A 14665-nucleotide genomic window follows, 5' to 3' on the forward strand; every position below is an offset into this window, starting at 1 on the left:
AATGAAAAACACACGATATATAATTTTAGCACTACTAACAGTTTCATTTTTAGTTGTTGCTTGCGGAAATAAAGAAAGCCATAAAGAAGGTGATGGTCATTCCCATAACGAAGAACAAAAAATTGAAGAAAACGATGACCATAGCGAAGGCGAAGAAGTGATGCTTTCACAACAACAGTTTGAGGCATTAAAAATGAAGATAGACACCATTGCGTTGCGTAATATGAGTGGTTATGTAGAAGCAAATGGCACTTTGGAAGTTCCGCCACAAAGTGAAGCAGCCATAACATCAGTAGTTGGCGCAAATGTGGTTTCCATAAAAGTGATTGAAGGTGATAAAGTGAATAAAGGTCAAGTTGTGGCATATCTTTCACATCCAAATATTATTCAAATGCAAACCGATTATTTGAATGCTTTTAGCAATAGTAATTTTTTAAAGAAGAACTTTGAGCGTCAACAAAAATTATATGATGCAGGAGTTGGCTCTGGTGCAAATTTTCAAAAGGCCGAAGCCGAATATGATGCCTCTAAAGCAATGGTAAATGGATTGGAAGCGCAGTTGAAACTATTAAACATAAATACGTCATCAGTACGAAATGGAACAATTGCTCATAGTATATCATTACGCAGTCCTATTGAAGGCTATGTGCAAAAGGTTGAAGTAAAAACAGGACAGTATGTTGAACCACAAACCGAACTCTTCGAAATTGTAAATACGTATCACGTTCACGCTGATTTAATGGTGTTTGAAAAAGATGTGTATAAAGTTAAGAAAGGTCAAAAAGTAAGCTTTAATGTTCAAACAATGCAAGATGAAGAATTAACAGCAGAAATTTATTCGGTAAGTAAAACTTTCGAAGACAATCCCAAAGCGGTACACGTACACGCAGAAATTGAGAATAAAAAAGGCATTCTTATTCCTGGAATGTATATTCAAGGAAAAATCCAAACAGAAAATACGAAAACTATGGCGTTGCCCGAAAGTGCCATTGTAAAAGAAGGCGATAGATTTTTCGTGTTTTCGGCAGAAAAAGAAAATGAAGATTGGAGTTTTAAACCTATTGAAGTGCTTTTAGGAGCAAAAGATGGTAACTGGAAAGCGGTTCAATTTGCTGAAGAACAAGATAAAACCACAAAATTCGCTTATAATAATGCGTATTATTTAATTGCAGAAATGAAAAAAGGCGAAGCAGAACACGAACATTAGATTATGCAAACAATAGAAAAATTATTAGAGTCAAAAGATATTCGTATTACCGCAATGCGTCTATTGATTTATAAGTTTCTTGCAGAAAAAGAAATTGCAGTAACATTAAGTGATATAGAAAATGCTTTTGAAAAAGCAGATAGAACTACATTGTACAGAACTATTAAAACATTCGAGGAAAAGGATATTGTACATCAAATAGACGATGGCACAGGCATTACTAAATATGCGCTTTGTGAAAAAGGCTGCAACTGTGATATTGAAACCGATTTACACTTACATTTTCATTGTAATAACTGCAACGAAACGGTTTGTCTTACTGAGCATAAAATTCCACAAATAAAAGTGCCCAATGGTTTTATTTCAGAAAATGTCAATTTGGTGGTCAAAGGTATTTGTGATAAGTGCAGTAGATAACAAATGCACTTCCATTGCACTTACTATTAGATTATTTTTATCAAAAATTAGTGGATATGAAGTTTAATACTAAAATACCTAAACCTCTTAAACAGGCTTATAACGAAGAATTAAAACGATATAGTTTCTGTTTAGAAAATAAGCAGTATAGTAATGCTTGGTATCATTTAGAACGCAGTCATATCATAGGGCAATCTTACCCAATAGAACATACCTATTCACATTGGTTAATGCTAAAGTTTGGATTTATACAAAAAGATACTAAAGAAGTACTCGGTCAAATTATTAGGTTACTTGTTGGTGGTTGGAAATCATTTATTAACCACGTGCCACTTGGGAATACAGGCGGTGCAAACGTACCACCATTAAAATCTATGCCTATACCTAATGATATTAAAAAATTATTCAATTCAAAATGAAGAAAAAGAAAGTCAATTTAAGAGATTTAAAACTAAATTCAAAGGAACAACATTCTCACGATGATGGTCACGACCACGGAGATGGTAGCGCATTCAAAACATACATTCCTGCTATCATAAGTTTTGTAATGTTAATTGTAGGTATCGCTGTAGATTATTTTGATGCGATTCCTCAATTTAAAGGATGGATTCGAGTAGTTTGGTACACTTTAGCATATATTCCAGTTGGATTTCCAGTAATTAAAGAAGGATGGAAAAGCCTTATAAAAGGCGATGTTTTTACCGAGTTCTTTTTAATGTCTATTGCCACGATTGGTGCATTTATAATTGGTGAATATCCAGAAGGTGTTGCAGTAATGCTATTTTATGCAGTAGGAGAATTATTTCAAAATGCAGCAGTAAATAGAGCAAAAGGAAATATTAAAGCATTATTGGATGTTAGACCAAAAGAAGCCAATGTATTTCGTGATGGTGACTATATAAGTGTGTCGCCAGAAGCTGTAAATATTGGAGAGAAAATTCAAGTTCGTGTAGGTGAAAAAATTCCATTGGATGGTATTTTATTATCCGAAAAAGCATCTTTAAATACTGCAGCATTAACAGGCGAAAGCAAACCAGATTCTATTCAAAAGGAAGCCAAGGTTTATGCCGGTAGTATTAATTTAGAAAGCGTTATTGAAGTTGAGGTAACCAATAAGTTTGAAGATAGTTCTATAGCGAGAATTTTAGACTTGGTTCAAAATGCGACAGCACGCAAATCTAAAACAGAATTATTTATTAGACAGTTTGCTCGTATCTACACACCAATTGTAGTGTTTTTAGCTATTGGTGTTACTTTTATACCTTACTTTTTTGTAGATGATTATGTATTTAGAGATTGGTTATACAGAGCATTAATTTTCTTGGTAATATCTTGTCCTTGTGCGTTGGTAATTTCAATTCCTTTAGGATATTTCGGTGGATTGGGGGCAGCTTCAAAAAATGGAATCTTATTTAAAGGTGCTTCATTTTTAGATGCAATGACCAAGATAAATACTTTGGTAATGGACAAAACAGGAACAGTTACCAAAGGTGTTTTTAAAATCAAAGAAGTAAAAGCAATCGGTTGGAATGAAACCGAATTTATGCAATACTTAATGGCGATGGAAGAACAATCCACGCATCCAATTGCTAAAGCAATTTTAGAGTATAAAGCAGAAGGAGAAGATTTTGAAGCTACCGAAGTATCTGAAATTGCAGGTAAAGGTTTAAAAGGGATTGTAAATGGTAAAACAGTTTTAGTAGGAAATAAAGCCTTAATGACTTCTAATAATATTGATGTTCCATCTGAAACGGAATCTATTGTAGAATCTATTGTTTTAGTTGCAATCGATAATCAATTTGCAGGTTATGTAGTCATAGCAGATGAATTAAAGGAAGATGCAAAAGAAACTATTACAGCATTACACAAAGTAGGCATTAAAAATATTATGATGCTTTCTGGTGATAAAGATTCTATAACTCAACAAGTCGCTAAAGAGTTGAATATTGAAAATGCTAAAGGTGGTTTACTACCAGAAGATAAATTAAACGAAGTTGAATCTTTAAAGAAGAATCCTGAAAATAAAGTAGCTTTTATAGGTGATGGTATTAACGATGCACCTGTTTTAGCAGCGAGTAATGTTGGTATTGCAATGGGTGGTTTAGGTAGTGATGTCGCAATAGAGACAGCAGATGTCATCATTCAAACAGACCAACCTTCAAAAGTCGTGAGAGCGATTAAAATAAGTCGTTCCACACGAAAAATCGTTTGGCAGAATATCATTTTAGCTTTTGGTGTAAAAGTGATTGTTCTAATATTAGGTGCAGGTGGTTTAGCAACTATGTGGGAAGCGGTTTTTGCAGATGTTGGTGTTGCATTGTTAGCAATATTGAATGCTGTTAGATTACAGCTCGCGAAATGAGGTTAGGAATATTAAATGGATTGGAAACAACTTTAACATTAATAATATTAAAGAATTATTACGTAAATCGAGGATAATTAATAATTCTGTTAATTTGTGTTTAAATGAATAAATGTATCGGTGTTGTCCCTTATGTTGTCCCTATAAAAACAAAAAACCCTGTAAATCATATGTTTACAGGGTTTGAAAGTGGTGCCTCCAGGAATCGAACCAGGGACACAAGGATTTTCAGTCCTTTGCTCTACCAACTGAGCTAAGGCACCAATTGCTTAATTAAGCGGATGCAAATATAGATGCATTTTTAATATTCGCAAAAAGAATTTGCTAAAATTTGATTTTATAACTTTGTAAAATATAAAATACTTATGAATCTTATTGTAGATGTGGGGAATACGTTTGTTAAATTTGCTGTTTATGATGGCAGAAATTTAATATTTAAGCAAAGTTTTAAGCTAGAAGCGTTTAAAAAACAATATAATTTGTTGAAAAAGGCCTACCCAAAAGTAGATTGTGCTATAATTTCTTCAGTAGGTCGTTTGCTTCAAAAAGATATTGATTTAGTAAAAGCTGATATGCCAATTTTAGAGCTTAGTTCAAAAACTAAAGTGCCATTTAAAAATTTATATGCCACACCTGAGACATTGGGAGTCGATAGAATGGCATTGGTAAGTGCTTCGGTTGATCAATTTTCTGATAACAATGTTCTAATCATAGATGCAGGAACCTGTATAACATATGATTTTATAAATAAAGAGAATGAATATTTAGGTGGTGCTATTTCTCCAGGTATTCGATTGCGATATAAAGCTTTGAATGATTTAACAGCTAACCTTCCTTTGTTAGATGCTTCAATGCCAGATTCTATTGTAGGAAATTCTACAAATACGTCAATTCACTCAGGTGTAATCTTTGGTGTAATTAAAGAAATGGATGGAATAATTGATGAATATATGGAGAATAATATAGATTTAACAATTATTTTAACAGGAGGAGATACCAAATTTTTGTCAAACCAATTAAAAAATACCATATTTGCGAATTCAAATTTTCTTTTGGAGGGTTTGAATTTTATTCTAGAATATAATTCAAAATAATGATAAAACGATTCATTGTAATTTGTATTACAATTATTAGTTCTTCTGTTTTTTCTCAACAAGGGACAGGTTCGCCATATTCATTTTATGGTATTGGAAGTTTAAAGTTTAGAGGTACAGTTGAAAACCGTAGCATGGGAGAGATGGGAGTTTATTTGGATAGTATTCATTTAAATTTAAGAAATCCTGCCTCTTACGCTGGTAAAAACATTGAAGCGAGTCCGTTTGATGGAGAAAGTAGACCTGTTAAGTTTTCTGTGGCTGGTACAATGTCTTCGAGTACATTAAAAAATGAATCTATAAATGAAAATGCTAATAGTGCAATTTTCGATTACTTAGCGCTGTCTATACCTATAGGTAAATTTGGTGTAGGATTTGGTATTTTACCGTTTACTTCAGTGGGTTATAGGTTAGATGATATTGATGACAATGACGATTTGGTAAATCGTTTTAATGGTGAAGGCGGTATAAATAGAGTTTTTACTGGCTTAGGTTATCAGTTAAGTGATAAGTTAAGTGTTGGTATGGATATAAATTATAACTTTGGTAATATTCAAAATACGGCCATTGAAGTTGCTTATACAGAGGATCGAAATATTGTACAATATCAGACAAGAGAATTTAATAGATCGGATTTAAGAGGTTTGACTTTTAATTTTGGTTTAGCATATAAAACGATGATTACTGATAAGTTGGAGTTATCTGCAACTACGACTTATGCGCCAGAAAGTAAGTTGCAATCAGAAAATGAAAGATCATTTTCAACGGTAACCTTAGATACAGATTATAATGTCACAAGTATAGCAAATACAATTGATGCCGACTTAGAAGCTCAATATTTGAGAGATACAGAGTTAACCTTGCCTTCTCGCTTTACTTTAGGATTAGGAGTCGGGAAACCAAAATCATGGTTTATAGGAGCTGAATACACATTTTTAAATACTAGTGAATTTTCTAATCCTGTTTTTTCTAACACCACAACGTCCTACCAAGATGGTTCTCAGTTTTCTTTAGGTGGGTTTTATATTCCTAAATATAATGCCTTCTCTGGGTATTTTAATCGTGTTGTTTATAGAGCTGGTGTGAAAATAGAAAATACAGGTTTAATAATTAAAGAAGAGCCAATAAACGAGTTTGGCATATCTTTTGGACTAGGTTTACCAGTTGGAGCTCGAAATTTATTTTCAAACGCAAACTTTGGCTTAGAAATTGGAAGAAGAGGGACTACTGAGAAAAATTTAATTTTAGAGAATTTTGTAAACTTTAATGTTAGTTTATCTTTAAACTCTAGATGGTTTCAACAAAAAAAATATTATTAATAAAATTAACTAAAAAATGAAAACGAGATTTACAGTACTACTTTTAACCTTGTTTATGAGTGTTAACTTGAGTTTTGCTCAAGAAGATAGCCAAGAAGAATGCATGACTAATCTTTCACTTTTTGACGGTTACGCAAAAAGTAAAAAATATGATGATGCGTATGGACCATGGAAAATTGTAAGAGAAAAGTGCCCAAAATTTAATAGAGCCATTTATGCACATGGTGAAAAAATATTAACACACAAAATAACAAATTCTACTGGTGCAGAACAGGTAGCTTTTATTAATGATTTAATGTTGCTACATGATCAAAGTAGAGAGCATTTTGAGTCTAAATACGATCTTGCAGATGTTTTAGTTGATAAGGCTAATTTAGCGTACAAGTATAAAAAAGAATTGAATAAGACAGATGAGCAAGTATATGCTATGTTCGATGAAGCTTATACAAAAGATGCTAAGAATTTTAGTGACGCTAAAGGGTTGTATTCTTATTTTTCTTTGGCCGTAGATTTGTATGATGCAGAAAAATTATCAGCACAACAAATGTTTGATAAATATGATGATGTAAATGAGATCATTGAAGGTATTATAGAGAGTAATACTGTGAAACTAAATAAATATGCAGCTAAGGAAGAAGCTGGAGAACAGTTGTCTAAAAAAGAAGCACAACGTAAAGCGAGTTACGAATCATACATTAATGCTTTCGAAACTAAGATATTACCAAGTATGGATCAAAAACTTGGTAAAAGAGCAACGTGTGAAGTGTTAATACCATTATATGAAAAGGATTTTGAAGAGAATAAAAACAATGGAGTTTGGTTACAACGTGCTATGAATAGAATGTATGCAAAGGGTTGTAAAGAAGATCCATTATTCTTAAAATTAGTACAACAGAAAAATACTATTGAGCCTAGTGCAGATACTGCATATTACTTATATGTATTAACTGGTGAGCAAAAATATATTGATCAAACGATTTCGTTATCAACAGACCCTTTAAAAAAGGCAAAATTATATAAAGGTTTAGCGCAAGAATTGAAAGCTAAAGGAAGCTACAGTAAAGCAAGACAATATTATATGGAGGCTTTAAAGTTAAACCCTTCAGACGGTTCGCCTTACTTGTCTATAGCAGCAATGTATGCTAAGAGTGCAAATAACTGTGTGATTCAAACTTTAATAAGCGTGCCGTATTTTGGTTAGCAGCATTAGAAGCTGAAAAAGCAGGTAGAGTAGATGGAAGATTAAAGTCTGCAGCAGCTAAAACAGCAGCGAGCTACAGAGCAAGTGCACCATCAAAATCAGATATCTTTTCTTGTAGTTGTTCTGGTACAGTAGTTAAAATTGGTTGTTGGATAGGACGCTCTGTAACAGTGCCAAAAATTTAATGACAAAACATAAAATACATATAGTTAAAAACCTAGTCACAGCAATTGTTGTGACTTTGTTTTTTTCGTGTACCAATGATTTTAGTGAGATTCAGAAGGTAGGCGTGCTTCAAAATCAACCTATAAGTGAAGCGAATCTAATAGATTTAAAATACACAAAATTTGAGGATGATACGGTTAGATTATTAGCAAACCTCATGAGTCCTAAAATGTTAGATTATTCAAATAGAAAATTCAAGTTTTCAGAATTTCCAGACGGTATAGAGTTGAGAACTTATGATGATGACGGTAATCGTACAACAATAACTTCTAAATACGCAATTCATTATCCGCAAACTGATATTATTGATTTGCAAGGTAATGTTAGGATTATTACACATCAAAACGATACCTTATTTACCGAGCAATTATTTTACAACCAGAAGTTAGAATGGTTGTTTACAAATGAGCCTTGGAAATATGGAACATTACACGGCATTGGTTTTGATTCTGATAAAAGCTTCGAAAATTTTCAGATGTTAGAAATGGGTGGCGATTTTGAACTCGATAATTAGTTACCTTTGTTATAATAATCATTTTATTCAAATATGAAAATACAGAAGATTTTTCATTACGCTTATCTCGTTTTTGCTGTTTTATTTCTTTACGATGCCGTTAACAAATGGTCAGAAAACAGAAATGGAGCCTATATGTCACTTTTATTTGTGGCATTAGCCGTATTTATGTTTTTCTTTAGAAAGCGATTTAGCAAAAAGTTTGAAGACCGAAATAACAAATAATTTATGACCTTAGATGTTGTCATAATTATTGTAATGCTGATACTTTCAGCATTTTTTTCAGGTATGGAAATTGCCTATGTGTCTGCTAATAAAATTCATATTGAATTAGAAAAAAAGCAAGGTGATTTTTTAGGTAAAATACTAGGTAAACTCACAGCTAGACCATCAAAGTATATTGCTACTATGCTTATAGGTAATAATATCGCATTGGTAATTTATGGTTTTAAAATGGGTGATGTTCTAGTGCGTTGGTTTCAGACCTTTTTGCCATCAGATAACACTGCAATATCCTATTTATTAACGGACTTACAATTGTTAACACAGACTATAGTTTCTACAATTGTAATTTTAATAACAGCGGAATTTTTACCTAAAGTTTTTTTTCAGATTTATGCCAATTCATTATTAAAGATCTTAGCAGTTCCTACATATGTATTTTATATCCTATTTTCTTGGATTTCAGATTTTGTTATTTGGATCTCAGATGCTGTTTTAAAATATGTATTTAGAACAGAGGGAGAAGATGTGGTTTTAGCGATGACAAAAGTGGAGCTAGGTAATTACATCAGTGAGCAAATGGAGTCGGTAGAGGACCATGATGAAGTAGATAGTGAAATTCAAATTTTTCAGAATGCTTTAGAGTTTTCAGACGTAAAGGCTCGTGAAGTAATGGTGCCACGAACTGAGATTACAGCTGTGGATATATCAGAGTCTTTAGATAATCTAAGGCAATTGTTTATTGATACAGGAAGAACTAAAATTATTGTTTATAAAGACACCATCGATGATATTTTAGGTTATGTGCATTCCTTTGAATTGTTTAAAAAACCTAAATCCATAAAATCTATTATTATTCCTGTAGGTTTTGTACCGGAAACCATTTTTATAAAAGATGTATTAAATATCTTAACAAAAAAACGGAAAAGTATAGCGGTTGTCATAGATGAATATGGAGGAACTTCTGGCATTATGACGGTAGAAGATATTATAGAAGAGCTGTTTGGTGAAATTGAAGATGAACATGATACTTTTGAGATGATAGAAGAGCAGATAGATCAAAACACCTATAAGTTCTCTGCCAGATTAGAAGTGGATTATATCAATGAAACCTATAAGCTCAACCTTCCGGAAAGTGAAAATTATGAAACCTTAGGAGGCTTAATTGTAAATGCTGCTGAAGAAATACCAAAGGCTAAGGATGATGTTCTTATAGATAATTTTAAATTCACAATAACAGAAGTGTCGTCTACCAAGATAGACGAAATTGTATTAAAAGTCCTAGAAGTAGATTAATACATTGCTGCGGCTTATAAAAACTACAATACTACTTTTATTATTTAGTAGAAAATACTATTTTCGCAGACTTATTTACACCAAAATAAATTATACATAAAAGACAATGGCAGTTTTAAATAAAATTAGACAACGATCACTGATATTAATTTTTGTAATTGCAATGGCATTATTTGCTTTTGTAATTGGAGATTTATTCAAAAATTCTGATGCATTTTCAGGAGGATCACAAGATGTGGTTGCTACCATTAACGGTAAGGATATTAATCGTTTAGATTTTCAGCAAAAAGTAAAGAATTACCAAGATGCTTCAGGTGGAAGACAAACTTCTACTCAAGCAATGAATACAGTCTACAGCCAAGAGCTTCGTAAAATTGTACTACAAACAGAATTTGATAAATTAGGTCTGTCAGTAGAGAAGGACGAAATGAGAGATTTATTAAAGAATAGTTTTTCTTCTTATCCAGAATTTCAAGATGAGAATGGAAATTTTGATGTAAATCGATTGAATGCTTTTATTTCAAATTTGCAAGATTTAAATGGTGGTACAGCACCATTAGGGAACTTTATGGTGAATTTTGATAGTTGGGTAAACAACGAACAATCTATCGCAGCAAATTCAGTGCAACAATCCTATTACAATATGATTAAAGCAGGTATCAGTACTACAATTTCTGAGGCTGAAAATGATTATTTTGGTGATGCAAAAACAGTAGATGTACGTTATGTGCAGATTCCTTATACTAGTATTACAGATAGCTTAGTGCAGGTGTCAAAAAGTGATATACAGGCTTATATTAATGACCATAAAGACACTTACGAAACAGAAGCAACTAGAGAGGTTGTTTATGTAGAATTTAAAGAAGAAGCGTCTAAAGCAGATGAAGACCAAATAAAAGCTGGTTTATTAGCGCTTAAAAAAGATAAGGTAGAATATAACGAGAGTAGTAAAAATGAAGAAACTATTCAAGGTTTTGATACGACTAACAATGTTGAAGAGTTTGTAAATACAAATTCAGATATAAAATATAGTGATACCTTCTTAAGAGCTGCAGAATTACCATCGGTTGCAAAGGATACATTATTAAAGTTAAATGTTGGCGATTATTATGGGCCATATAAAGATGGTGAATACTATAAGTTATCTAAAGTAATTGCAAAAAAAGAGTTACCAGATTCTGTTAAAGTTCGTCATATATTAATACCTAATATTGGTGGACAAAGAGCGGATGCTTCAGTAACAAAAACACCAGAAGAAGCTAAGAAAACTGCAGACAGTATTTTAGCAGCTATTAAATCGGGTACTAAATTTATGGATGTATTAGAATTATCTTCAGATAAAGTTAGTAATGAAAAGGACGGTGAAATTGAGTTTGATTACAAAGCAGGTATGGCTCCAGAATTTAAAGCATATGCTTTTGATAATAAAGTAGGTGATATAGATGTTGTACAAACGTCATTTGGATATCATATTATAGAAGTATTAGAGCAAAAAAGCTATAACAGTACTGTAAAAGTTGCTACGATAGCAGATAAAATAGAGCCATCTGAAGAAACGTTGCAAGCTGTATTTAATAAAATGTCTAAGTTTGAAATTGCTGCAAAAGAGGGTGATTTTAATGAATTGGCAAAAGAGCGTGATTTAACGGTAAAACCAATTTCATTTAAAATATTAGACGAAAATATTCCTGGTCTTGGAAGCCAAAGAGAAGTTGTGCGTTGGGCGTTTAATGAAGATACAGATACAGGAGACTACAAGAATTTTACAATATCTAATTTTGGATATATAGTTGCTAAAGTCATTGAGAAAAAAGAAGCAGGTTTAATGAGTACTGAAGATGCGTCTATCACAGCTTTACCAATTATTAGAAACGAGAAAAAAGCGAAATTAATTCGTGAAAAAATATCTGCGACTACAGTTGCAGACATTGCAAAAAATCAAGGATTGAGTCCAAAATCAGCAGCAGCAATTACGCTTAAGAATACAACACTTTCAGGAGCAGGTGTAGAGCCTAAAGTTGTAGGTGCAGCATTTGGATTAGCAGAAGGTGCTACCTCTAAACCAATTGATGGCGAAAAAGGCGTGTACGTTATTGAAGTGACTAAAATAACTGAAGCTACAAAATTAGATAATTATTCTGCTATTATGAATAGATTAAATACGGAACGTCGTGCTGCAGCACAAACAGCAGTATTTAAAGCATTAGAAAATTCAGCAGAAATAGAAGATAACAGGGCTAAAACAGTATACTAAATTAGTTATTGTTTAAATACAGAAAGAAAGGCTTTACAGTGATGTAAAGCCTTTCTTTTTTATCGTTATGTACTTTTTTAATGAAGAGGTGTATGCTTTAAAATCATCTCGTCATAAGGAATTATAGTGTCTAATCCTTTTGAATTGAAATAGGGAGTTGGATCGTCTTGTGATGTTGCTAAAACAAAATCGCCTCCCCAAGCACCTAAGCTCTTTATTGCGCCTTTAAAATCTTTAAACAAACGCTGTTTAATCACTTTTTGTTGAACAAGGCTAGAAACGATAGACTCGTGGGTTTCTATTAATTTTTCAAACTCTAAGAGCGAAGTTGAGCAAATCATTTTTTCGGTAATTGAAGAAATGGTATTTATGGTTTCTGTATTAATCTTGCCTAATTGTTTATAGGTGGAAATACCATCTCTACTATTCTGTTTTTGATTGAGATAAACAAAATAAAGATGTTGTTTAAATTCAGGTTCAAAATTTACAGTGTCTACAATAGGTGGTTTGCCATCTTGTAATTGAAATGTTATTGGGCAATTATTTTGAGCACAAGCAATATCATATCCACTACCACCAAAAGTTTTTGCTAAGAGAGTAAAGGCGTCTACATTTCCCCAATTTGCCATATTATTAATTAAAGTAGAAGAGGTGCCTAAACCCCAAAGTCTATTAAAATCTTGGTGCGTTGTGATATTAAACCCTATGTTTTTAGTTAAAAAGTCTGGATTTAAAGTTTTAATTGCTTCAAATATTTGAATAAGTCGTTGAGAAATGTCATTGGTGTAGCCTGACTTATTTTTAATTTCTCCTTGTGCGATTGTAAAACGGTCTTGATACCATATGGTATCTTGCTCATTAAAACTTTTCCATGAAATAACGTTAGACTCGTTTTTTTCAATCTTTAAGCTTTGTCCATATGCTGTGGGTATAGCCAATGCTTTTGTGCCATCTAAAACAGCATATTCTGCCGTAAGTAATAGTTTGCCGTTACTTCTGTATATTATATTTTTACTGCTCAATGCTGTATTTACTGTCTTAGATTTTCTATGGCCTCAACCACAGAACTATGCGACACTACATTAGTTTTGAAATGCGCTATGAGTTGTGATTTTTCAGTTTCGGTGGCTTCAAATTGATTTAAAATATTCATTAAGTGCATTTTCATGTGTCCTTCTTGAATGCCAGTTGTGGTTAAGGACTTTACAGCGCCAAAGTTCTGTGCTAAACCAGCTACTGCTACAATTTGCATCAATGCTTTAGCTGTTGGTTTTTGTAACATTTCTAAAGCAAACTTAACCAAAGGATGTATGCTCGTTAAGCCACCAACGGTTCCTAGGGCTAATGGAATTTCAATCCAAAATTTAAAAATACCATTTTCTATACTACAATGGGTTAAACTAGTATACGTTCCGTCTTTTGCGGCATAGGCATGTACACCAGCTTCGATAGCTCTAAAATCATTACCTGTAGCCAAAACTACCGCGTCAATACCATTCATTATACCTTTGTTATGGGTCACGGCTCTGTAAGGTTCTACTTTTGCAATATCTACAGCTTGCTTAAATTTTTGCGCGAACTCCATAGGATGAGGAATGTCCTTACTTTTTAAATCTTCAATCTTACAAGAAACTTCAGCATGTACCAAACACTCTGGTACATAGTTAGACAGAATACTCATTACAATATTAATAGCCTTCTCTTGGTCGTTAAAAGCTTCATAAAGCAGTGCCTCAGATTTAAATGTTGCTGCAAATTGCTCTAAACATGTGTTAATGAAGTTTGCGCCCATGGCATCCATGGTTTCAAACGTAGCATGGAGTTGGTAGTAATTAGGTAAATCTGCCGACTTGTTGCGTAATTTAATATCTAAAATACCACCTCCTCTACGTTCCATACTTTGGGTAATAGAAGCGGTATCGCTTAGTAATTTTGGTTTTACGTGCTTAAAGAATGCTTCAAGCTTTTTTGTATCGCCTTGATATATAAAATGAACCTGCCCAATTTTTTCTGTAGACAGTACTTTAGCTTTAAAACCACCTCGTTGCAACCAAAATTTAGCGGCTTTACTTGCAGCAGCGACTACAGAACTTTCCTCAATGGCCATAGGAATGGCTAATGTAGAGTCATTGATTAAAAAATTAGGCGCAATACCTAGAGGTAAATAGTAATTAGAAATGGTGTTTTCAATAAACTCATCGTGTAGTTTTTGAAGTTTGTCATCGGCATTCCAATAACGTTCTACTAGTGCTCTTGCGTTATCTTTTTCTGTAAAATAAGTCTCTAAAAGCCACTCAATCTTTTCAGATTTAGAAAGTTTTGAAAAGCCAGAAATAGTGTTTGGCATATGGGTTTTAATTTTAGTAAAAACAAAGATACTAGGATTGGTATAAAAATGTGTGTATTATAGATTCTAAATGCCGATTTACTGTTAATAATAGCGATTTTTTGCATAATTTTTAGTAAACTTGGCATTGCTCTATTGAAAATTAGAATATTGTAAACAGTACGTGCCTAAAAATAGTATTAGTCTAGATCTGTAAAGTAGATTAAT

13 protein-coding genes and 1 tRNA gene are annotated in these 14665 nt (G+C 32.7%); 11 read left to right on the forward strand and 3 right to left on the reverse strand.

Annotated features, from left to right (window positions below; genetic code table 11):
* Position 1 precedes the first annotated feature (1 nt).
* The 4 genes from HNV08_RS04740 to HNV08_RS04755 are packed head-to-tail and all read left to right on the forward strand — an operon-like array spanning position 2 to position 3986.
* Positions 2 to 1207 (forward strand): efflux RND transporter periplasmic adaptor subunit, encoded by a 1206-nt coding sequence (locus HNV08_RS04740; RefSeq protein ID WP_173280019.1) that lies wholly within the window; start codon positions 2 to 4, stop codon positions 1205 to 1207.
* 3 nt (positions 1208 to 1210) lie between these two features.
* Entirely contained in the window at positions 1211 to 1624 is a 414-nt protein-coding gene (locus HNV08_RS04745) for a Fur family transcriptional regulator (RefSeq protein WP_173280020.1), read from the forward strand.
* A 56-nt stretch (positions 1625 to 1680) separates the two neighbouring features.
* On the forward strand, positions 1681 to 2043 hold the full coding sequence (locus HNV08_RS04750; RefSeq protein WP_173280021.1) for a DUF3703 domain-containing protein: 363 nt from the start codon (positions 1681 to 1683) through the stop codon (positions 2041 to 2043).
* Entirely contained in the window at positions 2040 to 3986 is a 1947-nt protein-coding gene (locus HNV08_RS04755) for a heavy metal translocating P-type ATPase (protein WP_173280022.1), read from the forward strand. Before HNV08_RS04750 ends, HNV08_RS04755 begins: the two co-directional genes overlap by 4 nt.
* A 190-nt stretch (positions 3987 to 4176) precedes the next feature.
* On the opposite strand, the gene HNV08_RS04760 is transcribed toward HNV08_RS04755, so the two are convergent.
* Positions 4177 to 4249: transfer RNA gene (locus tag HNV08_RS04760), tRNA-Phe, on the reverse strand.
* A 102-nt stretch (positions 4250 to 4351) separates the two neighbouring features.
* Between HNV08_RS04760 and HNV08_RS04765 the strand changes: the two genes are divergently transcribed.
* From HNV08_RS04765 to HNV08_RS04795, 7 genes are all read left to right on the forward strand, one after another.
* Positions 4352 to 5080: a type III pantothenate kinase gene (locus HNV08_RS04765; RefSeq protein WP_173280023.1), complete on the forward strand. Its 729-nt coding sequence runs from the start codon at positions 4352 to 4354 to the stop codon at positions 5078 to 5080.
* Positions 5080 to 6399 carry a hypothetical protein gene (locus HNV08_RS04770; RefSeq protein ID WP_173280024.1) on the forward strand — a complete coding sequence of 440 codons (1320 nt, stop codon included), beginning with the start codon at positions 5080 to 5082 and terminating at the stop codon, positions 6397 to 6399. Before HNV08_RS04765 ends, HNV08_RS04770 begins: the two co-directional genes overlap by 1 nt.
* Before the next feature lie 16 nt (positions 6400 to 6415).
* Complete coding sequence (locus tag HNV08_RS04775) at positions 6416 to 7600, forward strand: tetratricopeptide repeat protein (RefSeq protein ID WP_241697174.1); 1185 nt, start codon at positions 6416 to 6418, stop codon at positions 7598 to 7600.
* 184 nt (positions 7601 to 7784) lie between these two features.
* The gene (lptC, locus tag HNV08_RS04780) at positions 7785 to 8339 is read left to right on the forward strand and encodes an LPS export ABC transporter periplasmic protein LptC (RefSeq protein WP_173280025.1); all 555 of its coding nucleotides are present in this window, start codon (positions 7785 to 7787) and stop codon (positions 8337 to 8339) included.
* 33 nt (positions 8340 to 8372) lie between these two features.
* Positions 8373 to 8564, forward strand: a complete 192-nt coding sequence (locus tag HNV08_RS04785; protein WP_173280026.1) for a hypothetical protein — start codon at positions 8373 to 8375, stop codon at positions 8562 to 8564.
* 3 nt (positions 8565 to 8567) lie between these two features.
* On the forward strand, positions 8568 to 9857 hold the full coding sequence (locus tag HNV08_RS04790) for a hemolysin family protein (protein ID WP_173280027.1): 1290 nt from the start codon (positions 8568 to 8570) through the stop codon (positions 9855 to 9857).
* Between the two features lie 106 nt (positions 9858 to 9963).
* On the forward strand, positions 9964 to 12111 hold the full coding sequence (locus HNV08_RS04795) for a SurA N-terminal domain-containing protein (protein ID WP_173280028.1): 2148 nt from the start codon (positions 9964 to 9966) through the stop codon (positions 12109 to 12111).
* A gap of 77 nt (positions 12112 to 12188) precedes the next feature.
* On the opposite strand, the gene HNV08_RS04800 is transcribed toward HNV08_RS04795, so the two are convergent.
* A complete protein-coding gene (locus HNV08_RS04800; protein ID WP_194241972.1) occupies positions 12189 to 13133 on the reverse strand; it encodes a GYDIA family GHMP kinase in 945 nt (314 codons plus the stop codon).
* 8 nt (positions 13134 to 13141) lie between these two features.
* Positions 13142 to 14470: a hydroxymethylglutaryl-CoA reductase, degradative gene (locus tag HNV08_RS04805; RefSeq protein WP_317170208.1), complete on the reverse strand. Its 1329-nt coding sequence runs from the start codon at positions 14468 to 14470 to the stop codon at positions 13142 to 13144.
* Positions 14471 to 14665: the final 195 nt, after the last annotated feature.

Source organism: Winogradskyella eckloniae (genome assembly GCF_013249045.1).
Taxonomy (GTDB): Bacteria; Bacteroidota; Bacteroidia; order Flavobacteriales; family Flavobacteriaceae; genus Winogradskyella; species Winogradskyella eckloniae.